Below are 20,893 nucleotides of genomic sequence, written 5' to 3' on the forward strand. Positions count from 1 at the left end.
CCTGCGTGGCGGTCGGCGCCGATGCCGTCACCGCCTTGGCGCGGATCAGCCCGTCGCCGCCGGTGCCGATCATCTGGTGGGCCGTGGCAATCAACGTGACCAACGGCGGCGCCATGATCAGCAGGACGGCGATGGAAATGCCTTTGCGATGTTCAATCATGATCACACCAGCCGTCCCGGCGAACGCAGATAGTCCGCCTTGATTTTTTCCACGATCCAGTAGGCGGTGGCGCCCACGGTGCCCGTCGGGTTGTAGCCCGAGTTTTGCGGAAACAACGCCGCGCCGGTCACGAACACATTGGGCACGTCCCAGCTTTGCCCGTAACGGTTGACCACGCTGGTTTCCGGGTTGTCGCCCATGGCCGCGCCACCGGTCAGGTGGGTGGACTGGTAGGCGGTGGCCGAGAACGGCCGCTTGCGCGGGCCGGGCTCGGTGCGCACGATGCCCTTCATGGCACGGCCGATTTCATCGCCCTTGGCCGTCAGGAATGCCGACATGCGGATGTCGTTGTCCGGAAAATCGTACGTCACCCGCAACAGCGGCAGGCCCCAGGCGTCCTTGTAGGTGGGATCCAGGCTGAGGTAGCCGCCGCGCCACGGTTGGGCCGACCCCGTGATGGTGATGGACGCGGAATGGTTGTAGTAGCGCTTGACGGCCTTCTTCCAGTCGGCGCCCCAGGCCGGCGTGCCCTTGGGCGTGGGGTGGTAGCCGATGGGCGCGCCGCTGACCACCTGGATCTGTAAGTAGCCGCCGCCCACGAATCCATGCGGCCCGTGGTCGAAATTGTCGGCGCTGAAATCGTCCATGGTGACGGCGACCGCGCCCGCGCCCATGAATGGGTTGATGTTGGTGGCTTCGTCAAAAAACAGGTTCACGCCCGACGTGGTCTGGTGCGTGTAATTGCGGCCCACCACCCCCGTGTCGGTGACCGGGTCATAAGGCTTGCCGATGCCGGACAACAGCAACAGCCGCACGTTGTTGATGCCGAAGGCGCACAGGACCACGATTTCGGCGGGCTGGAACACTTCTTCACCCGCGGCGTCCACATAGGTCACGCCGCGCGCGCGCTTTTTGTCTGGCGTGAGCTCTACGCGCAGCACGTGCGCGCCGGTGCGGATTTCGAAGTTCTCCATCTTCATCGCCACCGGCAGAATGCAGACCTGGGGCGAGGCCTTGGCAAAATGTTCGCAGCCGAAGTTTGAGCAGAAGCCGCAGTACACGCACGCGCTCATGTGCAGCCCTTCGGAATTGACGTAGGGGCGGGTGCAGAGGGCCGAGGGCTGCACGTAAGGGTGATAGCCCAGCCCGCGCGCGGCTTCGCCGAACAGCGCCGGGGCGTAGGGCACTTTCATCGGCGGGTTGGGGTAGGGGCGCGAGCGCCACGGCTCGAACGGGTTGCCGCCTTCCTGTTTCTGCCCCTTGATGTTGCCCGCCTGGCCCGACGCACCGATCAGGTAGTCATAGCGGTCGAAGTAGGGCTCCAGTTCGTCGTAGCTGACCGGCCAGTCCTGACAGGTCAGTTCCTTGTCGAAGATCTTCGCGCCATACCGTTCGGTGTAGTGGCTGCGGATGCGAAAGTCGGTGGGGTCGAAGCGGTAATACGCGCCCGACCAGTGGTTGCCCGCGCCGCCCAGGTGCGTGCCCGGGTAGGCGAACTGCCAGCGCCGCATCGGCAGCGCCTTCTGGTCGGTGTTGTTGCGGAACGTGAAGGTTTCAGTGGCCGCGTCCTGGTGCAGTTCGTGGCGGCGCGTGTACTTGAGTTCATCGTGAACGTTGGGCCCCTGGAAGTCGGGCGACGGCCAGCGCGCCTGCCCCCGTTCCAGCACCACCACTTTTTGTTTTGCGGCGGCCAGTTCCTTGCCGATGATCGACCCCGTCCAGCCGCCGCCGATGATGGCAACGTCCACGGGAGGTAAGGTTTTAGCCATGCTGGTCTCCCGGTTTCATCGTGTGTCCGCGTGCGTTCGCGATGGATACGGGCTTGCCCGCCCAGATCACGCCGTGACGTTCGATGTCGTTGGAAAACGAGGCATAGGCGCCGGGAAACCCCACCAGTTTCCACCCGACCATGTCGGCGTTGCCGCCGTATAGCGGATCGGAAAAAAAGCCTTCAATGGTGGCGTCCAGCACGGCCTGGAAAAATACGTCGGACGGCAAGGGTGAAAAATCCGCCTTGCCGCCCTGCAAATCGTGAAGCCAGGCGTCCTGCCTGGCTTCGTCTAGTTCCGCGAAAGGTTTGCCGTCTTTTTTGCGGGCGGCGGCGTCCAACGCCGCCAGTCCGCGCCGGAACATTTCGGCGGGCGTGAACGACAACTGGTAGCCCTGTTCGGGCGTACCTTTTTCAAAGGGACCCTGGCGGTAGAACTGGCTGCCCGCGCCCCAGGCTCCGGCCAGTTGTCCGTCGATGAAGAACGTAACGCCGGCTTCCTTGGCGCCCGGCCCCAGCTCGTCGGCGGGGATCAGGCGCGCCGCGATGGCGTCCATCGTTTTGGCTTCGTCTGCGTTGAAAAATTGCAGGGTGCGCGGCGCGGACGGCGCGATGGCCGCCTGGCCTTCGGGGTTGCCCGCCGCCGGGGCGGGCGCGGTCGGGGCGCCTACCGCCTTGGCGGCCCACGCCGCTCCGGGCACGCCTACGGCCAAGGCCTTGAGCAAGCCGCGCCGACCGGCAACCGGCTGATCGTCCGCGGGTAAATCCTTAGGGGATTGATCGTCCATGCATCACTCCAGTGTCAGGGCAGGCACGCTACTTGCCCATGAATTCAAAGAGATCCGTACAAAATCGTTATCCGCTGGCGCGTAGTTTGTCACTGTTTTCAACTGGGAGACAACGATGAAAAGCCACAAACTGCTACTGCTGTGCGCCATGTTGGCGACGCTGCCCTGGCAGGCCACCACCGCCCAAACGTCGCAAACCACGCTGGTTGCGCAGGCGGCGCCGCCACCTTCCATGCCCATGCCGACCGCTGACGAAAAGACAGCACCGGCCAATGCTATCGGCAAGCCGGTGCCGGGCGCACAATCCGAGGACCAGAAAAAAATGCCGTCCACTGAAGAAACGACGCAGAAGCCCCAACGCGGCGCCAAGGATTCGAATGCGCCGCCCAAGGGCGAACCGGATTCACGCCAGAAGACGCCCGCATCGGGCACCCACAGTGGCAAGCAGGTGCCCGGTGGCAAGGCGGGCGCGCCCGCCAACGCGGGCCTGCCGGGCTCCGGCGCCACGTCCGGCTCGGGCGGCGGCGCGGACACCCGCTGAACCAGTCGACAGGGGTTACGCGGCGCCGCCCCGGCGTCGTCGCGCCTGCTGTCTGAGGAAATCCAACTTTCAGGTATCATTCAGCTTCCTGTAAGAACGAGAGTTCGGCGGTGTACGCGGCCAAGGCTTGCCCTAGCAGCCTCGCGGACGCGGCCTCTTATGACTGAAGACCCACCTCCTAGCAGGGCGCCTTGGCGCCCGCCTTTTCTTCCTGTCGCAAAACCTGCCGCCCGATTTCTTTGGCGCGTTCAGCAGGCTTGCACCGCGCGCGCCGCGCCGCAAATAGCGTGCCGCGCACCGCCGGGTCGCAACCATCCCCCCTTGATTGACCACGCGTTCCTTTTCCAGGGCGGCGCCATCGCGCGCGCCCGCCCGACACTTGCGGATCAACAATGATTTTTGAATGGATGAACGACCCCACCGCCTGGCTTGGCCTGGCGACGCTGGTGGTACTTGAAATTGTTCTGGGCATCGACAACCTGGTGTTTATCGCCATCCTGGCCGACAAGCTGCCGCCCGAGCAGCGCAACCGCGCGCGCCTGATCGGGCTAAGCCTGGCGCTGGTGATGCGGCTGGGCCTGCTGGCCAGCATCGCGTGGGTCGTGACGCTGACCGAGCCGCTGTTCATCGTGCTGGGCAGCGAGATATCCGGGCGCGACCTGATCCTGATCCTGGGCGGTCTGTTCCTGCTGTTCAAGGGCACGATGGAACTGCATGAACGCGTCGAGGGCAGTGCGGGCCATGAGTCCGGCCAGAAGCCGCAGCACGCCATCTTCTGGCAGGTAATTCTGCAAATCGTGGTGCTGGACGCCGTGTTCTCGCTGGACTCGGTGATTACCGCCGTGGGCATGGTGCAGGAACTGAGCATCATGATGATCGCCGTGGTTGTGGCGATGGCCGTGATGATGGTGGCCAGCCGCCCGTTGATGGCGTTCGTGGGCCGCCACCCCACCGTGGTCATCCTGTGCCTGGGCCTGTTGCTGATGATCGGTTTCAGCCTGGTCGCCGAAGGCTTGAACTTCCACGTGCCTAAGGGCTATCTGTACGCGGCGATCGGCTTTTCGATCTTGATCGAGCTGTGCAACCAGTTGGCCCGCCGCAATCGCGTCAAGGGCACCCATGCGCTGGGCCGTCGGCAACGCACCGCGCAAGCGGTTCTGCGCCTGCTGCGCGCCGGCCGCGGCGGCCAGCCCGGCCAGCAGGCGGACGATATGGCGGCGCTGGTTGATGGCGTGGGCGACGAGCCCGCCTTCGCGCCCGAGGAAAGCTCCATGATTGAACGGGTGCTGTCGGTGGGCGCGCACGACGTGCGTTCCATCATGGTGCCGCGCGGCGACATGACGTGGCTGGATGTGGCCGACACGCCCGAGGCCGTGGTGCGCAAGTTCAGCACCGGCCATTCGCGTCTGCCCCTATGCGCGGGCGACGCGTCCAATGTGTTGGGCGTGCTGCATTTCAAGGACGTGATGCCGCTGCTGCGCAACCCGGGGCCGATCGACCTGGTGGAGCTGGCGCGCGAGCCGCGCTACGTCATGGAAACCACGCCGGTGTTGAAGATTCTTGAAGAGCTGCGCGCCTCGCGCGATCACATGTTGATCGTGGTGGACGAGCACGGCGTATGCGAAGGCCTGGTGACGCCGATGGACGTGTTGACCGCCGTGGGCGGCGAACTGCCCGAGCACAGCGAAGACCCGCCGGAGGCGTTGCAGTTGTCCGACGGATCCTGGTTGCTGGAAGGCGGCCTGTCGGTGGGCGAGGCCGCGCGCCTGCTCAACACACCGGGCCTGGGTGACGACTACCCCGATGCCACCTTGGCGGGATGCCTGCTGCGTGTGGCGGGCCGCCTGCCAGATGCCGGCGACACGATCCGCATGCATGAATGGACGTTCGAAGTCGCCCGCCGCGACGGCCTGCGCATACATCAAGTGCATGCGCGCCCCGACCTGTGAATTCAGGCGCCGGCGATGAAGGTCGCAACGCGGACAGCGCGGACTGCTCGTACCGGCGGACCGGCGTACCGGCGTACCGGCGGCAAGCATTGCCGCTAACTGCACACGCGGCGCCACGGGGCAATGCCGCGTGGCGGGCAGTAGCCGGCGCACGGGGTAGCGATCGACGTGCCGCTTTGGCAGCGTTGTTCAGGCGCCTTGTCGCCGTACGGCACCGTGCCCTGGCAATCGCAGCTGGCCAGCCCCGCGCCCGAAGGCAGCTTGCTGGGCACGTCTACAGGCGTAGCGGCCGCCACGTCTTCGGCGGCATTGTCGTCGGCGTCCACCACGGCGCGCACCTTCGCCGCCGTCATGTTGCAGGTCTTGGCAATTGCCTTGACCGACTTTCCCTCGTCGGACAGTGACAGTATTTTCTTGTCGCTGCATGCGGCCTGGGACGGCGCCGAAAATCCAGCGAAAAGAGCAAGCACGATCAATGCCCGAAACAAGGGCTGGCGCCAGGTCATACGCATCTCCAGCAGGGAACAGCGGAGGGATACTACGTCTTGCGCCCGATGATCCGGTGGCGGATTCGGTGGCCAAGGCGAGGGTGCGGGCATGGGGCGGTTTTTACTTGCGGCCTAGCGTAGTGCTGCCGTTTCCGCGCTGTCAATGCGACCCGATTAAATACGCGGACGTGGCCAAAGGGCTTGGTAAACAAGCAATTATGAAGAATCACCACGTCGCGCCGGGCCGCCTGGTGCACCTGATCCGGCAATGGGCCGAACGGACTAGGCCGCCATCGGATGCGCGGCAATGGCGGCTTCGGCCGACGCGCGCGCGGCCTGCAATGCCGCGTCGCCGCGCGCCGTGCCCTGCACCGAGAAAAACGTCACGTTCTTCAAGCCTATCGTGCCCAGCACATGCGTCAGGTACGGCGTCAGAAAGTCGGGCTGGCGCGCGGCCTCGCCGGAAAATTCTCCGCCGGACGACACCGCCACATACACCGGGCGATCCGGCAAGTTGCCGATCTTGCCCTCGGGCGTGATGCGAAACGTGCTGCGCACACGCACCACGTGATCGATCCAGACTTTCAACGCCGCCGACACCGTGAAGTTGTGCATGGGGGTGGCGATGACGATGTGGGTGGCCTGGTGCAACGCGTCGATCAGTTCGCTGGACTGGCGCAACGCGCCGCGCGCCAGCACGTCGTCGGCGGGGTCCATGGGCGAGGCCAACGCGGCGGCGTAATCGTCATCGACGTTAGGCAGGCGGGTAGCGTCGATATTGATGATGGCGGGCGTGGCGTTTCCGTGCGCACCGACCAGCCGCTGGATGATGTGTTGCGACAAGCGGTGGCTTTCGGACGCCCGACCGCGCGGGCTGCAATGAATGTGGAGAATGGTCATGCGGTGGCGGCGTCCAGGTTCTTGGAAAAGTGCAGGGCGGTGCTTAGCAGACCCTGGCGAAAGTAAAACCGTTGGGCCAGGGAATTGGCCAGGCCGGTATCCAGCACCAGCTTGGCGCAACCGGCCTGGCGGGCGATGTCGTCCAGGGCGTTCAACAGGCGCGCGCCCCAGCGGCCGCCACGGCGTGTGTCATCCACGATCAGGTCATCCACGTAGACGAAACGCCCGTAGATCAGGTTTTCCTGGTAGCGGTAGCCCGCCAGCGCCACCGCCTGACCCGCGTCGATACCGGCCAGTAGCCGATAGCCCTGGCCGCGCATGCGGGCGATGCGGGCGACAAAGTCGTCTGCGTGGGCAAGGTGTGGGCGCAGCTGGCGCATCAATGGCAGGCAGGCGCGCAGGCCGGCGTCGGTGTCGATGTGATTCAAGTCTGGGTCGGTCATGGAATGGGTGAGCGGTAAAAGTCGTGTCAGGAAAAGAAGCCATCAAACTTCAGCCGTCATCGTAGAAAGCCCATGCCATAATTTGAAGAGCCATAAATTGAACTTTGGACTATGCCATGATCTGCCGCCCCGACGCCTTGCCGCCGCTACCCGCCGGCAACCCCGACCCGCTGTATCGGCAGATCTATGAGCGGTTTCGCGGCGCCATCTCCGAAGGCACGCTCAAGCCCGGCGACCGCATTCCGTCGGCCCGCGCGCTGGCCAAGGAAATGGGCGTGGCGCGCGGCACCATCGAAGTCGCGTATTCGCTGCTGAGCGCCGAGGGCTACATCCAGGCGCGCGGCCAAGCCGGCACAATCGTCGCGCCCGACCTGCAACCCCTTGCCACCGCGCCCGCCGTCGTGCCGCCGGTCCAGGCCGCCGACGACGACCACGGCTGGCATCGGCCGGCGCGCATCCTGCCGTTTCAGATGGGCATCCCGGCGTTGGACGCGTTTCCGCGCAAGCTGTGGGCGCGCTTGGGCGCGCGCGAATTGCGCAGCCTGCAAGCGCCAGACCTGTCGTATCCCCCCGCCGATGGGCTGGAAAGCCTGCGTACGGCGCTTGCCGCGTACCTGCGCGTGGCGCGCGGCATACATTGCCAGCCGGCTCAGGTGTACATCACGTCCGGCTACAACTTCACGATGCAACTCATCATCCAGGCGCTGCTGACAACCGGCGACCGCGTGTGGGTGGAAGACCCGGGCTATCCCCCCACGCGGGCGTTGTTGGCGCAGGCGGGGCTGGAAGCCGTGCCGATACCGGTGGACGCCGACGGCCTGATGGTGGCGGAAGGGCTGGCGCGCGCGGAACAGGCCCAGGCTGCGGTGGTCACGCCCGCCCACCAGAGTCCGCTGTCGATGTCCCTGTCATTGCCACGGCGGCAAGCGTTGCTGGACTGGGCCGAACGTCGTCAGGCCTGGATCGTGGAAGACGATTACGACGGGGAATACCGCTACGTCAGCCGCCCGCTGCCTGCGCTGAAAAGCCTGGATGTGCAAGGGCGGGTGCTGTACGCGGGGTCGTTCAGCAAGGTGCTGTTTCCGGGGATGCGGCTGGCCTACCTGGTGGTGCCCCAGGCGCAGGTGCCGCGCTTTGACCGCATCAGCCGCCTGCTGTCGGGCGGCGCGGCGGCGTTCAACCAGGCGATCTTGACGGCCTTCATCAACGAGGGGCATTTTGGCCGCCATATCCAGCGCATGCGGCGGCTATACAGCGAACGGCGCGCGGCCACCGCGCGGGGCCTGAGCGCGGCGCTGGGCCCGCGCATGCGGATTGAACCGCAGCCGGGGGGCATGCATCTGGTGGCGCGCATGGAAGGCGGGCAGCGCGATCAGCCGCTGGCCGCCCGCATGTTGGAACAGGGGCTGTACGCGCACCCGCTGTCCAGATGGTCGACGCTGCCGGATCCCCAGCCGGGTTTGCTGCTGGGCTTTACGAATATCGTTTCGGAAAGCCAGGCGTACGACTATGGCCTGCAAATTCGCGCACTGATGTAGCGGGATTTTTGCGGACCAAGCCTAGCCCTCAATGCAGCCCGGCCTTGTCCAGCCCGAATGCCGCATCGGCCGAGCCGGGCACGGTACGAAACGCCACGTTCAGGCGGTTCCAGCCGTTGATGGCCACGATACGGAAAGTCAGGTCCGAAATTTCGGATTCCGATAATTGCTCGCGCACAAGGCTGTACACCTCGTCAGGCACGCCGTGCGAGGGCAGGGTGGTCAGCGCTTCGGTCCATGCCAGCGCCGCCCGCTCGCGTGCCGAGAACAATGTGGATTCGCGCCAGATGGCCACGTGGTGCAAACGCAGTTCGCGTTCGCCGTGAAGCCTGGCCTGCTTGACGTGCATGTCCAGGCAAAAGCCGCAGCCATTGATCTGCGAGGCGCGGATATCGACCAGATCGCCAAATTCCTCAATCACAGGCACTTTTTTCATTGCCGCACTGAATTCCATGTACTTCCTGGACAGTTCCGCGGACACCTGGAAGTAATTCAACCGCTGGCTCATAGACCTACCTTTTAAGTTGCTGTGGGGAAGACAATCAGGAAACCGTAGGATGCGGTAGATTGGCCCAGGCAGAAAGTGCCATAAATGATGTTTAGTTCTAGGCCATGCGGGCGGCAAGACTGGTGCTTGATACGCACGCGCGCCCCGGCTATAAGCTTGATCCATGGGCGGAAACCCGGCGCCCTGACCGACTTAGAAGCCACCTCATGCCGCACCCCCCATCCCACGACGAACACGTCGCCAACAAGCCCGCCACGCACGAGCGCGCGGAGGCGGCGCGCGGGTCCTGTCTGGAAGTGTTCCTGGTGTTCCTGCGCCTGGGCCTGACTTCGTTTGGCGGCCCGGTTGCGCACCTGGCTTACTTTCGTACGGAATTTGTCGACCGCCGCCATTGGCTGGACGACTACGCCTATTCCGATCTGGTCGCCTTGTGCCAATTCCTGCCGGGGCCGGCAAGCAGCCAGGTCGGCATGGCAATCGGCCTGCGCCGAGCGGGCTGGACGGGCATGCTGGCCGCGTGGCTGGCGTTCACGCTGCCCACGGCGCTTGCTCTGATCGGCTTTGCGATGGGGTTGGCGCATTTTGGATGGCTGTCGGGGTCAGCCGTCATACACGGCCTGAAGATCGCGGCGGTGGCCATCGTGGCGCAGGCCGTGTGGGGCATGGGCCGCACCTTGTGTCCCGACCGCGCGCGCGCCGGGCTGGCCGTGGCCGCCGCCTTGATTACCGTGGTACTGCCCAGCGCCTGGGGCCAGATCGGCGCCATTTTGCTGGGCGTTGTCGTTGGGGTAGCCGTGCTGCAATTGCCGCCCCGGCCCATCCTGTCCAACCCGGCTGAAGCCGTGTCGCGCCGGGCCGCCTATGTGGCGTTGACCCTGTTCGTGGCATTGCTGGCGGGCTTGCCGATATGGGCGGCCATGTCGGATTCGGCCATGGCCGCGCAGCTTGCCGGCTTCTATCGGGCGGGGGCATTGGTCTTTGGCGGGGGCCACGTCGTGCTGCCGCTGCTGGAATCGACGGCGGTGTCCGGCGGCATGGTTTCCAGCGCGGACTTCCTGGCCGGGTACGGCGCGGCGCAGGCCATGCCCGGGCCGCTGTTCGGTTTCGCTGCGTTTTTGGGCGCATTGTCCACCGGTCCGCTGACGGGCTGGGTGGGCGGCCTGGTGCTATTGGCCGCCATTTTCCTGCCGGGCGCCTTGCTGGTGGTGGGGGCCTTGCCGTTCTGGGAAAGCCTGCGGCGGCGCCCCGGGGTGCGCAACATGCTGGCCGGCGTGAACGCCAGCGTTGTCGGCATCTTGCTGGCCGCGCTGTATGACCCGGTGTGGACCAGCGCCATTTTGAACAAGGCCGATTTCGGCCTTGCCTTGCTGCTGTTTGCGTTGCTGGTGTATGCCCGCTGGTCCGCCGTGTGGGTGGTATTGCTGGCGGCGGGGGGCGGTTGGGCGCTGGCCTTTCTGTCCTAAGCCTGCCAGCGCGGCGCGCGCTTTTGCAGGAAGGCGTCGATGCCCTCGGACGCGTCCGCGTCCATCATGTTGCGCGCCATGACGTCGCCCGCGTAATCGTAGGCGTCGGCCAAGGCCATCTGGCGCTGCTTGTAGAACATCTGTTTGCCGTAGCGGATGGCGCTGGGGCGTTTGGCCAGGATGTCGGCCGCCAGGGCGTTGACGCGCGCGTCCAGCTCGGCCTCGGGCACGGCGTCGTTGATCAAGCCCCAGTCTTTGGCCTGCGCGGCATCGATGAAGCGGGCAGTGACCAGCATTTCAAAGGCGCGCTTGGCCGACACATTGCGGCTGAGCGCCACCGCCGGCGTTGAACAAAACAGACCCACGTTGATGCCGGACACGGCAAATCGCGCCGAGTCGGCCGCCACCGCCAGGTCGCAGCTGGCGACCAGTTGGCAACCGGCCGCCGTCGCAATGCCTTGCACCTTGGCAACGACGGGCACCGGCAAGGCCTGCAAACCCTGCATGACGCGGCTGCATTGGCGGAACAGCGCGCGGTAGTAATCCAGGCTGGGCTGGCTGCGCATTTCGCGCAAATCGTGCCCCGCGCAAAACGCCCGGCCCGCGGATTCCAGCACCACGCAACGCACGGTGGCGTCGCCGGCCAAGGCGTCGATCTGTTCCTGCAGGGCGGTCAGCAAGCCTTCGGACAAGGCGTTGAATTGCGCGGGGCGGTTCAGGCGCAGCGTCACCACGCCGTCGGTCGAGGTGCGCAACAGCAGGGCGTCGTTGTTGGGGAAATCGGGGGCCATGTCGTTTCCAGGAAGGTCGATTCCTGGATACTAGCGCAAGCCCCGCGCGTCGGTTCAGCTGCGTAACCGCCGCGCGATGGCCGGAGACAGCAAGAGCAAGGGCAGGACGATGACCGCGCCGATCAGGGCCATCGCCGCTTGCGGCGCCACGCCCGCATCCAGCAACACAGTGGCCACGATGGCCGACCCGCTCATCTGGAACAGGCCATACACGGCGGCGGCCGTGCCGGCGCGTTCGGCGAAGGGCTCCAGCGCCAAGCTCAAGCCCGACCCCAATGCCAGCGAAAAGCCCACCGTCAACACGGCAACCGGCAGCATGAACACCCAGGCCGCTTGCGGTATCCACCACCATGCGGCAGCGTGCATGGCCGATGCCAGCAACAGCGCCACCATGCCGACCCGCACCATCGTGTGGCGCCCAAAGCGCGCAATGAACGTAGGCGCAAGGAAGAACGCGGCAATGTTGATGGCGGCGTTGCCGCCGAACCAGGCCGAGAAGCCCAGCTCGGAATAGCCCAACTGCTGCACCAGCACCACGGGCGCGGCCGACACGAACACCAGGATCATCGCCATGCCCGCCATGCCGAACATGGCGAAGTACAGGAAACGCCCGCTGGACACGATCGGCAGGTACCGCCGCAAGCTGTAGAGCGCGCCGCGCGGGCCGCTGGGCGGCACGCGTGTTTCTTCAAAGCGTCGGGCCAACAGCACCATCAGGCTAAGCGCAAACAGCACCATGAAGACAAACGTGCTGCGCCAGCCCGCATGCACCGCCAGCGCACCGCCCAGCATGGGCGCCAACGCCGGCACGGAACACAGTGCGCCGTTCAGATAGCTGTACACGCGCGCGCCCACGGCAGGGCTGAAACGGTCACGCACCGCGGCAAAAGCCACCAGCGATGCCGAGCATGCGCCCAGGCCCTGGACCACACGGGCAACGTAAAACACATCAAGGGATGTTGCGGCCGCGCCCAGCGCCGAGCCGGCCAGATACGCCAAGGCGCCGCCCAGTGCGACCGGTCGCCGTCCATAGCGGTCGGCCAGGGGGCCGATCAGCATCTGGCCCAGGCCCACCGCGAAGATGAACAGCGTGATGCTGGCCTGCAACGCGCTGACGGGTTCACCAAATCCGGCGGCCATGGCGGGCAGCGAAGGCAGGTAGATATCGATGCCCATCGGCGTCAGCGTGACCAGGCCCATCAACAGGCCGATCAGCCAGCGTTGGCTAGAGGAAGATGCAGCAGACTTCATGTCAAGACTCTGGGGGCAATGCGCACCCGGGAAAACCCGACATTATCCATGAATGCCGCAGGGGACAGGTGTGCCTGTTTTGCGCTTGGGTGTCCATTGCGTGCATATCTGGCGGCTTTGCCAGGCCGGGCATAGAATATTTCGCCATGAGCACACCTGCCTTCCGACCCCGCATCGTCATCCTTTACTGCACCCAATGCCAGTGGCTGCTGCGTGCCGCCTGGATGGCGCAAGAGCTGTTGTCGACGTTTTCCACCGATTTGGGCGAAGTCGTCTTGCAGCCAGGCACGGGTGGCATATTTCAGATCACCTACAACGGCGACCTGATCTGGGATAGAAAGGGCGACGGGGGCTTTCCAGACGCCAAGATCCTGAAGCAACGCGTACGCGACCGGCTGGATCCCACCCGCCCGCTGGGCCATATTGACGGCCACACCGGCGGCGGGCTGGCTGGCCCGTTGGCCGACCCCGCCATCACGCCTGACGACTGATCCATCGCGCCACGCCTGTTGCATGGTGCCGCGCACACATTGTCATGGCTTGCCGTACGCATGTGGAACGCGTAGTCGCACGGCGATAACGAACAAGATCAGGCAGATACCGGCCATCAGCATCCATGCCGGCCGCAGCCCGGAAAGATGCTGGCGTATCACGCCCGCCGCAAAGGGAAACAGCGCGGCGATCAGGTAGCCCACACCCTGCACGAAAGAGGCAAGGCTGCCGGCCTGCGCGGGCGTGGCCGCGTGGTCCATCGTGACGATCAGCGACAGCGGAAACAGCGCGCCGATGCCCAGCCCGGCCAACACGGCGGCGGGCCATGCCAGCAAGAGGGGCGCGAAGAGCAGTCCCAGCAAACCCAGCAGCAGCAAACCGATGGCCATGAACAGCGCCATCCGGCGGTCGTGCAAGCGGCCGATCGCCACCGACACCAGCAAGCCCGCCCCGATCTCGGCCACCGTAACGGCGCCCAGCAATTGCCCGGCCGCCACCGGCGTCCAGCCCAAGGCCGTGTAATAGGGCGGCAGCCAGGCCAGCACCAGCGTGTAGGCGCCGGTGCCCAAACCAAAGAACACGGCCAGCAACCAGCGACGCGAAGGCGCGGTGTGCGCATGGCCCGCCGCGTTTGCGGTCGAGGGGGCCACAGCGCCAACCCGGTTCACCGCCAGCCAGCACAGCAACGCCGCGGCCGCGGGCATGGCCCAGGCGGCCAGGGCTTGCGGCCAGCCGACGCGCTGAGCCAGAACGGGCGACGCTACGCTGGCCCAGGCGGCGCCGCCCATGATGGCGGTGGAATACAGGCCCATGATGGCGCTGACACCGGACGAGAATTGTGCCTTGATGAAGTAGGGCAGCAGTGCCTGCGTGACCGCGATGCCCAGCCCGGCGATAACGCCCGTCAGCAACATCAGGTTGGCGTCACTGGCCCACAGACGGCACGCGGTGGCCGCCATCACCAGCGCTACGCCGACGGCGATGCCGTGATGTTCGCGCATCCTGCGGCGCAGCGGCGCCACGCTTAATGCGCCCAGTCCCATCACGAACACGGGCAGTGCTGTCAACAGTCCCGCCGCGCTGTCGGACAGCGCAATGGCGGCTTGAAGTTGGTCCAGCAAAGGGGGAATGGAAGCCAGGACGGGGCGCAGGTTCAAGCCCACGAGGATGATGGCGGCAATGCGCCAGGCGTTCAAATAAGTCGATGACACAACAGCTCCGTGGCCGGCGGCACGCGTGGCTGGGGGTTGCTGCAATGCCGTCCGGTAAAGTATCTTGGCGTCAAGATATTTGGATTTTATCTTGACGTCAAGATAAACGGAGAGAGAGAACCGTGGACAGAGCAAGCCGTGCCGTCGAGCAATGGAACCGCGAGCGCCCCGAGCTGGACGTATCCACAATGCGCGTGCTGGGGCGTTTGGGCGAATGCGCGCTGGTGATCACGCGCGACCGCATCAACCCGCTATTTGCGGAATTTGGCCTACAGCCGGGTGAATTCGACGTGTTGGCCACGTTGCGCCGTAGTGGCAAGCCGTACGCGCTGACCCCGACGGCGCTTTACGAAGACGCCATGATCTCGTCGGGCAGCATGACGAACCGCATCGACCGTTTGGAAAAGGCGGGCCTGGTGGCCCGCACACCCAGCCCCCACGATGGCCGCGCCACCCTGGTGATGCTGACGCGCGCCGGCATCAAGCTGATCGACGAGGCACTGTTGGCCCACCTGAAAAATCAGGCGGACGTGCTGGCGCCGTTGACGCAGGCTGAACAGGAACAGCTGAGCCGGCTGCTGGGCAAGCTGCTGAAGGCGTATGAGTGATTGCGATGGAGCAGGGGGGCGCGGGCGGGTGGCGGATGGCGCCCGTGGAAAAGCTGCACCGGTGCCCCGCCCGCAATGATCTTGTCACAGCCCCAATTCGGATAAGCCGGGGTGGTCGTCCGGACGGCGGCCCAGCGGCCAGCGGAATTTTCGGTCGGCTTCATTGATCGGCAAGTCGTTGATGCAGGCGTAACGATGGATCATCAGCCCGTCTTCGCCGAACTCCCAATTTTCATTGCCGTACGAGCGGAACCAGTTGCCGGAATCGTCATGCCATTCGTAGGCGTAGCGCACGGCGATGCGATTGCCGGCGTAGGCCCAAAGTTCCTTGATCAGGCGGTAGTCCAGTTCCTTCGCCCATTTGCGTGCCAAAAATGCGCGGGCCTCGTCCCGGTTCTTGACGAATTCCGCGCGGTTGCGCCACTGCGTGTCCAGGCTATAGGCCAGCGCCACCTTGTCGGGGTCGCGGCTGTTCCAGCCGTCTTCAGCCAGCCGCACTTTTTGCACGGCGCTCTGGTGGGTGAAAGGCGGCAGGGGTGGGCGGACGTTCGGTTGGGATGTCATGGGCGAACCTCTTGTGGGGGAAAAAGGGCGGCGGCGGCGCGTTGCGCGGTGGCGGTAACGGACACATCGCCCGTGACCAGCGCCACGGCGATAGCGCCGTCGATCAGCACGAGCAGTTGTCGCGCGGCTTCGTCCTGGTCGGCCAGGGCGGCCGCTTGCGTCAGGCCGCGCACGTGGTCCAGCAGGCGTGCCTTGTGCAGGCGCGATACCTCGCGGATGGGGTTGGCCGGATCGCTGATCTCGCCTGCCGCGTTGATAAAGGCGCAGCCGCGAAAGCCGTCGGATTCAAACCATTCTTGCAGCGCATCGAAAATGGACAACAAGCGGTCGCGCGGCGCGTCGGCCCGCGTGGTGGCGTGGACGAACCACTGCATCCAGCGTTCGTCACGCGCGGCAAGCGCCGCCGCCACCAGCGCGTCTTTATTGGGATAGTGCTTGTACAGCGTTTTGCGTGCCACGCCCGAGGTCTTCACGATGAGATCCATGCCGGTGGCGTGGATGCCGCCTTGGTAAATCAAATGTTCCGTGGCGCGCAGCAGCTGTTCCTGTGTCTGCGTCATGGGTTCAAAGGCGAAGGCGGGGGAGCTCGAGGAGGGCATGTCCAAACTGGAATTCATCGGAGAGAACCATCATTCTGCATGTAATGCGAGCATCGTAGAACGGTCATTCTCGGGCGTAAAGCTATATGCCTTAAGCCATTATCTGCTTGCTTTTTCACCGATAAATATGTTAAGATCTTTTAATTGCCAGCCAAAATAAAGCCAGCGCCTATAAAGGCAACGTCTATAACGGCAATGTCTATAAAGACAACGTCTATAAAGACACGTCTGAAAGAATAAGAATAAAACCGGCAAGGGCTTTTGGCCGGCAAACTCAGTTTGCTTTTTGTTTTGCATTGCCCCCTTTTGAATGCCCCGGCTGAAGCAGCAGTTTTCGCCCAAGCCATCCAGTAGTAACCCCTTAGTACCGCGCAATACCCCGCGCAGTACCCCCGCGCAAGACTACGCAATACCTTGCGCACCCCCCGCAATTACCGGGCATTCTTGGCACGCTTGAACCCGTGGTGCATTGCTTTGGCGGGAAAGCCACGCACCCACGCATAGGAGAACGCTCATGTCGCATCAACTGGTTGGTAAAAAGTGGCGCTTCGAGGTTCCGCCCCTGAACTGGACGGCCCCTGACGCGAACAAGGAATCGGAAATCGATTCCATCGACGCGGATTCCGAAACCTCTGAAGACAGCGATACGTCGCGGTCATCCAAGTAGTTCTTCTAGCTGCGCCCGCCCATGCGGGCGTAGTTCTTGCCTAGCAAACACCCAGACGGCGCGCCTTGTGTGCGCCGTTTGAACGTGTAGCGCGCGACTTCCTCTTTCCCCTTTTTGCTCGAATTCCGTCAACGCCTTGTCGCGTCGGCGGCTTTTCGCTTGGGTGCAAGCGTCGCACGCAGCATCACCTCTTTGCCAGTGAGCCTGGAATGCCTGAAAACACTTCGAGCAATCATCAAGTCCGACCCTTCGTTTACGCCACCTCGACGTCACGGTCATTGATGTTTTCGCACTCTGAGATCCAAAGCCGCATGTGGACGAAAGACCCGGCGGCGCTCAATCTGGAATACACCCGCATCATGATGGCGTTCTTGCTGTTCAACCCAAACCCGCGCCGTATCGCGATGGTCGGGCTGGGAGGCGGATCGCTGGCCAAGTTCTGCTATCAGCATCTGCCGTCCGCGCGCATCGACGTCTACGAAATCAACCCGCATGTAATCGCGTTGCGCGATTCCTTCCATGTGCCGCGCGACGACGACCGCTTTGCGGTCCTGCAAGGCGATGGCGCCGAATTGATCCAGCAATATCAGAACGAATATGACGCGGTGCTGGTCGATGGCTATGACATCAATGGCCTGCCGACCCAGCTGACGACCGACGCCTTCTATGAAGCCTGCTTCAACGCCCTGGCGCCAGACGGCATGATGGTGTGCAACTTTCATGCCTCGAACTTTCAGTTCAGCACGTACCTGGGGCGTATCAAGAAACAGTTCCTGGGCTCGGTCATCGAGGTTAGCGATACGTCTTGCGCGCACAGCATCGTCTTCGCCTGCCGGGGCGACACCCTTAAACGGCGCACGGGTTTGCCCAAGCGCAAGCCTGACGGCATGAGCGCCGACATGTGGCTATGCCTGTCGCCTACGTACTGGCCGATGCTGGTCTAGCGTCTGCGCTTGTCGGCCGCGCTTCAGCCCGCTGCCCTAGCCACTTTCGCGGCTGGGGCAGCGTTTTTAAGCAAGCCCGGCAAGCTGCCGGGCAGGGCAGGGCTTAGAAGTGGTGGCGCAGGCCCACCACCGATTGCAAGGTATGGGATTGCCGGCGATCCACCCGGTCCAGCAAAGCATAGAAGTTGGTGCGCTTGGACAGGTCATGCTCGTAGCCCAAGCCCCAGCCCTTGATGCGCGAACTGGTCGCCCGCTGGTAGGCGGCCAACACCTTACTGCTGCCGCTGACCGGCACGCTGACGCCGCCCACAAAGGTATTGACGCGGCGTACGCCCGCCGACGGCCCCACGTTCGGATTGCGCAGGTTGCCGTAGCCGGCATGCAACTTCATCCAATCGAAGTCGTAGGCGGCCGCCAGTTGTACGTTGCGCGAGTTCAGCTTGCCCGGCACGCTGGCGTCGGGATTCAAGTGTTCATAGGTCAGCGCGGTGGACAAGGGCCCGTCGCGATAGCGCAGGCCGGCGGTCCAGACGCGGTCGTGGTCGGCGGTGGCGAATTGATCGTTCTCGTGTGCCTCGAAGCTGTAGCCCACGCCTGCCTGCCATCCCGCCCAGACGGGCGTGCGGTAGATGAACGCGTTGTTGACGCGGCCGCCAGTGCCGAAGTCGCCGTCGTTGTAGCCGGACGTGACGGATGCCGACGCGCCGCCCCACGAGGTGCCGAACGGCGAGGCGACGCCGCCCCAACTATCGCTGAGGACCTGCTGGCGTCCCGCGCGCACTTCCCCAAAATCCCCCCGCAGGCCCAGATAGGCCCAGCGTCCGAACAGTCGGCCTTGCCCCTGCGTGCCGTCCGACGCGTGAAACCCGCTTTCCAAGCGGAAGAAGGCGCTGTAGCCGTTGCCCAGGTCTTCGACGCCGCGCAGGCCCCAGCGCGACCCGGATTGCGTGCCGTCGCGCATGCCCACATGCGAGCGCGACGAGGTGTCGGCGTTGTCATGCCTGCGTTCGAAGGCCAGGCCCAGGTCGATGACGCCATACAGCGTGACGCTGGTGGTGGACGCGTGTGCCATGCCGCCCGTCAAGGCGGCCAATGCGACGGCCAGCGCACCGCGCTTCATGCTTGCTGCTTTCATGAGTACCCCATGTTGATGTTGTGTTGCGTTGGACAAAAGGCTCCCTGGCGGCCGGCCAAAAGGCGGGTCGCTAAGGACGTGGAAAGCGCGTGGAAAGAGCGCGAAAAGAACGCGAAAAGAACGGCAGCCGGACGTGAAGCCGAAACCGGGAAGCCGCGTGAACGCGACGGCGAAGGCGAAAAAACCCGAAACGCGATTGCCCGTCAGCGGCTAGTCATTAACATCGCAATGACCATGGCGCATTATGGTGAGCGTCGCCGCGTAATCAAATAAGACGACTACGAATATGAGTGTCAGGGAGCAGCGTGAATGTCGTCATAGCCCTAAGCAGGACGAAATCACCGCAAGAAAACGACGGCCGTGCGGGGCGCGGTCGTCAAATCAGGATGCGTTGCGCATCCTGGGTCCGGTGTGGATGGCCTCCGGCACAGGCCGGCGCCTCACGCGCCGTGCACCACCACCCGGTTCCGTCCTTCCGCCTTCGCCGCATACAGCGCGGCGTCGGCCGCCTGGAAAACCTGCGCGATATCGCCGACCGACGTGCGCCATTGCGCCACGCCGGCCGACACGGTAATGCCGCCCACGCCGGACACCGGCTGGCCCGCCGTGTGCTTGCGCAGGCGTTCGGCCACGTTGGCCGCTTCTTTCACGCCCACATTGGGCAGCAGCATCAAGAATTCTTCGCCGCCACTGCGGCAAAGCACATCCGACGGACGCGAACATTGCCGCATCAGGTCGGCCATCCCGCGTATCACCTCGTCGCCCTTGGGGTGGCCGTAGGTGTCGTTCACACGCTTGAAGTGGTCGATGTCCAGCGCCACCACCGTGAACGGCGTGCCGGCCGTTTGCAGATGGTCAACCGCATCCTGCATGCCGCGCCGGTTGCGCAGCGCGGTCAGTGGGTCCGTCATGCTGGCCTGGTTCAGCTTGCCGATTTTGTCCTGCAAGCTTGAGATGCTGGCCATCACGGCGCGCTTGAGCCGTTCCGCCTCGAAGTACCAGGCCTTGACCGACTGCACGCGCTGCATGGCCACGCCCACATCGTGGTGTTCAACATTGGTGGCCAGCTGCGACAAGGGCAGGGATATCAGGCGCGCGCACCACCAGATGGCCAGCAGGAACGCCACGGCCAGGGGCGCCGCGTAGCCGATCAATGCCCAGATCAATTCGTAGATGGGTTCCAGCGTCACGTGCGCCGGCCGCTGCGCGATGATGCCCCATCCGCTTAGTGGCTCGGGCGCGTAACCGGCCAGCATGTCCACGCCCTTGGTGTTGATGACGCGTTGCGAGCCCGCCTGACCTTGGGTGACGGCCGCGACGACCGGATTGCGCATTACGTTTTCACCGACCCGCGTCGAGTCGACGTGATAGATCAGGTGGCCGTCGCTATCCACTACGAACAGGTAGGAACCATCCAGATAATGGTGCTTGCCCAGCAGTTGTTGCAGCGCGCTGTCATTGCGCAGATAGATGGTGCCCGCGATGTAGCCCAGGTATTTGCCGTCATTGGAATAGATGGGGTGCGACAGGTTGACCAGCATGTTGCCCGCGATCGACACATACGGCTTGCTGATCAACGGCTGCCGTGCGCGCAACGCGGCACGGCTTCCGGGGCTGTCCAGCCGCGTGCCCAAAAAATTGCGGAACGTCTGCGTCGTGGCCAGTAGGATGCCGTCCGCGCTGATGACGCCGACCGAGTTGAAGTCGTTGGCCTGTTCCTGCAAACGCGCGACTTCGGCGGCCAGCACATCGGGCGCGTCAACCTGCGTAGCCAGGTGGCGCGCGCTGTAGGCCAGTTGCTGTTGCGCCGACTTCAGAAAATTCGTGGTGCTTTCGGCCAGCTTGGCCGCGTAGACCCGGTTCGATTCCAGTGTGTTGGTGATGAGCTGGTCGCGCTGCACCAGATAGCTGGCGTACAGGGCATTGGCAGTGGCCGCGATGGCGCTAAGAACGGTAAGCGCAAGCACAAGCCCGCGTAGATTGATTCGCATGGAGTTTTAGTTGGGCGGGAATCAGGTAAGGACAATGGACGACAGGGCAACGAACGACAGCACAACGCCGGCGCGGCAGTGACGCGCGATGCGG

22 protein-coding genes are annotated in these 20,893 nt (G+C 64.3%); 9 read left to right on the plus strand and 13 right to left on the minus strand.

The genetic code is table 11. The features are described from left to right. Positions 1-162: 162 nt before the first annotated feature. Together ACNPP0_RS01605 and ACNPP0_RS01610 are read right to left on the minus strand one after the other, a co-directional pair. Positions 163-1,929, minus strand: coding sequence for a GMC family oxidoreductase (locus ACNPP0_RS01605; protein WP_448704829.1), 1,767 nt, complete (start codon positions 1,927-1,929; stop codon positions 163-165). Beyond that, positions 1,922-2,716, minus strand: coding sequence for a gluconate 2-dehydrogenase subunit 3 family protein (locus tag ACNPP0_RS01610; protein ID WP_332608142.1), 795 nt, complete (start codon positions 2,714-2,716; stop codon positions 1,922-1,924). Before ACNPP0_RS01610 ends, ACNPP0_RS01605 begins: the two co-directional genes overlap by 8 nt. 115 nt (positions 2,717-2,831) lie before the next feature. Between ACNPP0_RS01610 and ACNPP0_RS01615 the strand changes: the two genes are divergently transcribed. Together ACNPP0_RS01615 and ACNPP0_RS01620 are read left to right on the plus strand one after the other, a co-directional pair. Next, entirely contained in the window at positions 2,832-3,257 is a 426-nt protein-coding gene (locus tag ACNPP0_RS01615) for a hypothetical protein (RefSeq protein WP_448704830.1), read from the plus strand. A 392-nt stretch (positions 3,258-3,649) separates the two neighbouring features. Next, entirely contained in the window at positions 3,650-5,206 is a 1,557-nt protein-coding gene (locus ACNPP0_RS01620) for a TerC family protein (protein WP_448704832.1), read from the plus strand. A gap of 95 nt (positions 5,207-5,301) precedes the next feature. Here ACNPP0_RS01620 and ACNPP0_RS01625 read toward each other — a convergent pair whose 3' ends face one another. The 3 genes from ACNPP0_RS01625 to ACNPP0_RS01635 form a co-directional block, all read right to left on the minus strand. Continuing rightward, positions 5,302-5,712, minus strand: a complete 411-nt coding sequence (locus ACNPP0_RS01625; protein WP_448704833.1) for a hypothetical protein — start codon at positions 5,710-5,712, stop codon at positions 5,302-5,304. 264 nt (positions 5,713-5,976) lie between these two features. Next, on the minus strand, positions 5,977-6,594 hold the full coding sequence (locus tag ACNPP0_RS01630) for an FMN-dependent NADH-azoreductase (protein WP_332608146.1): 618 nt from the start codon (positions 6,592-6,594) through the stop codon (positions 5,977-5,979). Next, entirely contained in the window at positions 6,591-7,037 is a 447-nt protein-coding gene (locus tag ACNPP0_RS01635) for a GNAT family N-acetyltransferase (protein WP_332608147.1), read from the minus strand. Before ACNPP0_RS01635 ends, ACNPP0_RS01630 begins: the two co-directional genes overlap by 4 nt. Positions 7,038-7,153: 116 nt before the next feature. Here ACNPP0_RS01635 and pdxR point away from each other — a divergent pair, with 116 nt between their 5' ends. Next, positions 7,154-8,575, plus strand: coding sequence for a MocR-like pyridoxine biosynthesis transcription factor PdxR (gene pdxR / locus ACNPP0_RS01640; RefSeq protein ID WP_448704835.1), 1,422 nt, complete (start codon positions 7,154-7,156; stop codon positions 8,573-8,575). Positions 8,576-8,603: 28 nt separating this feature from the next. On the opposite strand, the gene ACNPP0_RS01645 is transcribed toward pdxR, so the two are convergent. Further along, positions 8,604-9,083, minus strand: a complete 480-nt coding sequence (locus tag ACNPP0_RS01645; RefSeq protein ID WP_448704837.1) for a carboxymuconolactone decarboxylase family protein — start codon at positions 9,081-9,083, stop codon at positions 8,604-8,606. 206 nt (positions 9,084-9,289) lie between these two features. Here ACNPP0_RS01645 and chrA point away from each other — a divergent pair, with 206 nt between their 5' ends. Then, positions 9,290-10,546: a chromate efflux transporter gene (gene chrA / locus ACNPP0_RS01650; RefSeq protein ID WP_448704838.1), complete on the plus strand. Its 1,257-nt coding sequence runs from the start codon at positions 9,290-9,292 to the stop codon at positions 10,544-10,546. Here the strand turns inward: chrA and ACNPP0_RS01655 are convergent. Together ACNPP0_RS01655 and ACNPP0_RS01660 are read right to left on the minus strand one after the other, a co-directional pair. Continuing rightward, complete coding sequence (locus ACNPP0_RS01655; protein ID WP_448704839.1) at positions 10,543-11,337, minus strand: enoyl-CoA hydratase; 795 nt, start codon at positions 11,335-11,337, stop codon at positions 10,543-10,545. The genes chrA and ACNPP0_RS01655 overlap by 4 nt on opposite strands. Before the next feature lie 54 nt (positions 11,338-11,391). Continuing rightward, positions 11,392-12,588 (minus strand): multidrug effflux MFS transporter, encoded by a 1,197-nt coding sequence (locus ACNPP0_RS01660; RefSeq protein WP_448704840.1) that lies wholly within the window; start codon positions 12,586-12,588, stop codon positions 11,392-11,394. 146 nt (positions 12,589-12,734) lie between these two features. Here ACNPP0_RS01660 and ACNPP0_RS01665 point away from each other — a divergent pair, with 146 nt between their 5' ends. Continuing rightward, a complete protein-coding gene (locus ACNPP0_RS01665) occupies positions 12,735-13,079 on the plus strand; it encodes an Rdx family protein (RefSeq protein ID WP_332608153.1) in 345 nt (114 codons plus the stop codon). Positions 13,080-13,121: 42 nt separating this feature from the next. Here ACNPP0_RS01665 and ACNPP0_RS01670 read toward each other — a convergent pair whose 3' ends face one another. Then, positions 13,122-14,291 carry an MFS transporter gene (locus tag ACNPP0_RS01670; RefSeq protein WP_448704841.1) on the minus strand — a complete coding sequence of 390 codons (1,170 nt, stop codon included), beginning with the start codon at positions 14,289-14,291 and terminating at the stop codon, positions 13,122-13,124. A 122-nt stretch (positions 14,292-14,413) separates the two neighbouring features. Between ACNPP0_RS01670 and ACNPP0_RS01675 the strand changes: the two genes are divergently transcribed. Then, on the plus strand, positions 14,414-14,899 hold the full coding sequence (locus ACNPP0_RS01675; RefSeq protein WP_332608155.1) for a MarR family winged helix-turn-helix transcriptional regulator: 486 nt from the start codon (positions 14,414-14,416) through the stop codon (positions 14,897-14,899). Positions 14,900-14,983: 84 nt separating this feature from the next. Here the strand turns inward: ACNPP0_RS01675 and ACNPP0_RS01680 are convergent, their stop codons facing one another. Together ACNPP0_RS01680 and ACNPP0_RS01685 are read right to left on the minus strand one after the other, a co-directional pair. Continuing rightward, on the minus strand, positions 14,984-15,463 hold the full coding sequence (locus ACNPP0_RS01680; RefSeq protein WP_448704842.1) for a nuclear transport factor 2 family protein: 480 nt from the start codon (positions 15,461-15,463) through the stop codon (positions 14,984-14,986). Then, positions 15,460-16,062 (minus strand): TetR/AcrR family transcriptional regulator, encoded by a 603-nt coding sequence (locus ACNPP0_RS01685; protein WP_448704843.1) that lies wholly within the window; start codon positions 16,060-16,062, stop codon positions 15,460-15,462. The genes ACNPP0_RS01680 and ACNPP0_RS01685 overlap by 4 nt, the downstream gene beginning before the upstream one ends. A gap of 514 nt (positions 16,063-16,576) precedes the next feature. Here ACNPP0_RS01685 and ACNPP0_RS01690 point away from each other — a divergent pair. Both ACNPP0_RS01690 and ACNPP0_RS01695 read left to right on the plus strand, forming a co-directional pair. Further along, the gene (locus ACNPP0_RS01690; protein ID WP_162941212.1) at positions 16,577-16,729 is read left to right on the plus strand and encodes a hypothetical protein; all 153 of its coding nucleotides are present in this window, start codon (positions 16,577-16,579) and stop codon (positions 16,727-16,729) included. 311 nt (positions 16,730-17,040) lie between these two features. Beyond that, positions 17,041-17,673 carry a fused MFS/spermidine synthase gene (locus tag ACNPP0_RS01695; protein ID WP_332608158.1) on the plus strand — a complete coding sequence of 211 codons (633 nt, stop codon included), beginning with the start codon at positions 17,041-17,043 and terminating at the stop codon, positions 17,671-17,673. Between the two features lie 103 nt (positions 17,674-17,776). Here the strand turns inward: ACNPP0_RS01695 and ACNPP0_RS01700 are convergent, their stop codons facing one another. After that, positions 17,777-18,808, minus strand: a complete 1,032-nt coding sequence (locus ACNPP0_RS01700; RefSeq protein ID WP_332608159.1) for a porin — start codon at positions 18,806-18,808, stop codon at positions 17,777-17,779. Positions 18,809-18,817: 9 nt separating this feature from the next. On the opposite strand from ACNPP0_RS01700, the gene ACNPP0_RS01705 reads away from it, so the two are divergent. Then, positions 18,818-19,081, plus strand: a complete 264-nt coding sequence (locus ACNPP0_RS01705; RefSeq protein ID WP_448704844.1) for a hypothetical protein — start codon at positions 18,818-18,820, stop codon at positions 19,079-19,081. A gap of 167 nt (positions 19,082-19,248) precedes the next feature. Here ACNPP0_RS01705 and ACNPP0_RS01710 read toward each other — a convergent pair whose 3' ends face one another. Next, positions 19,249-20,799 (minus strand): sensor domain-containing diguanylate cyclase, encoded by a 1,551-nt coding sequence (locus tag ACNPP0_RS01710; RefSeq protein WP_332608161.1) that lies wholly within the window; start codon positions 20,797-20,799, stop codon positions 19,249-19,251. Positions 20,800-20,893 lie beyond the last annotated feature (94 nt).

This window comes from Achromobacter semiaridum (assembly GCF_053543755.1).

What these genes read in the sequence shown, in the direction of transcription:
- ACNPP0_RS01605 (WP_448704829.1), bottom strand. Translation starts at nt 1,929, where the DNA reads ATGGCTAAAACCTTACCTCCCGTGGACGTTGCCATCATCGGCGGCGGC.
- ACNPP0_RS01610 (WP_332608142.1), bottom strand. Translation starts at nt 2,716, where the DNA reads ATGGACGATCAATCCCCTAAGGATTTACCCGCGGACGATCAGCCGGTT.
- ACNPP0_RS01615 (WP_448704830.1), top strand. Translation starts at nt 2,832, where the DNA reads ATGAAAAGCCACAAACTGCTACTGCTGTGCGCCATGTTGGCGACGCTG.
- ACNPP0_RS01620 (WP_448704832.1), top strand. Translation starts at nt 3,650, where the DNA reads ATGATTTTTGAATGGATGAACGACCCCACCGCCTGGCTTGGCCTGGCG.
- ACNPP0_RS01625 (WP_448704833.1), bottom strand. Translation starts at nt 5,712, where the DNA reads ATGACCTGGCGCCAGCCCTTGTTTCGGGCATTGATCGTGCTTGCTCTT.
- ACNPP0_RS01630 (WP_332608146.1), bottom strand. Translation starts at nt 6,594, where the DNA reads ATGACCATTCTCCACATTCATTGCAGCCCGCGCGGTCGGGCGTCCGAA.
- ACNPP0_RS01635 (WP_332608147.1), bottom strand. Translation starts at nt 7,037, where the DNA reads ATGACCGACCCAGACTTGAATCACATCGACACCGACGCCGGCCTGCGC.
- pdxR (WP_448704835.1), top strand. Translation starts at nt 7,154, where the DNA reads ATGATCTGCCGCCCCGACGCCTTGCCGCCGCTACCCGCCGGCAACCCC.
- ACNPP0_RS01645 (WP_448704837.1), bottom strand. Translation starts at nt 9,083, where the DNA reads ATGAGCCAGCGGTTGAATTACTTCCAGGTGTCCGCGGAACTGTCCAGG.
- chrA (WP_448704838.1), top strand. Translation starts at nt 9,290, where the DNA reads ATGCCGCACCCCCCATCCCACGACGAACACGTCGCCAACAAGCCCGCC.
- ACNPP0_RS01655 (WP_448704839.1), bottom strand. Translation starts at nt 11,337, where the DNA reads ATGGCCCCCGATTTCCCCAACAACGACGCCCTGCTGTTGCGCACCTCG.
- ACNPP0_RS01660 (WP_448704840.1), bottom strand. Translation starts at nt 12,588, where the DNA reads ATGAAGTCTGCTGCATCTTCCTCTAGCCAACGCTGGCTGATCGGCCTG.
- ACNPP0_RS01665 (WP_332608153.1), top strand. Translation starts at nt 12,735, where the DNA reads ATGAGCACACCTGCCTTCCGACCCCGCATCGTCATCCTTTACTGCACC.
- ACNPP0_RS01680 (WP_448704842.1), bottom strand. Translation starts at nt 15,463, where the DNA reads ATGACATCCCAACCGAACGTCCGCCCACCCCTGCCGCCTTTCACCCAC.
- ACNPP0_RS01685 (WP_448704843.1), bottom strand. Translation starts at nt 16,062, where the DNA reads ATGCCCTCCTCGAGCTCCCCCGCCTTCGCCTTTGAACCCATGACGCAG.
- ACNPP0_RS01690 (WP_162941212.1), top strand. Translation starts at nt 16,577, where the DNA reads ATGTCGCATCAACTGGTTGGTAAAAAGTGGCGCTTCGAGGTTCCGCCC.
- ACNPP0_RS01695 (WP_332608158.1), top strand. Translation starts at nt 17,041, where the DNA reads ATGTGGACGAAAGACCCGGCGGCGCTCAATCTGGAATACACCCGCATC.
- ACNPP0_RS01700 (WP_332608159.1), bottom strand. Translation starts at nt 18,808, where the DNA reads ATGAAAGCAGCAAGCATGAAGCGCGGTGCGCTGGCCGTCGCATTGGCC.
- ACNPP0_RS01705 (WP_448704844.1), top strand. Translation starts at nt 18,818, where the DNA reads ATGTTGATGTTGTGTTGCGTTGGACAAAAGGCTCCCTGGCGGCCGGCC.
- ACNPP0_RS01710 (WP_332608161.1), bottom strand. Translation starts at nt 20,799, where the DNA reads ATGCGAATCAATCTACGCGGGCTTGTGCTTGCGCTTACCGTTCTTAGC.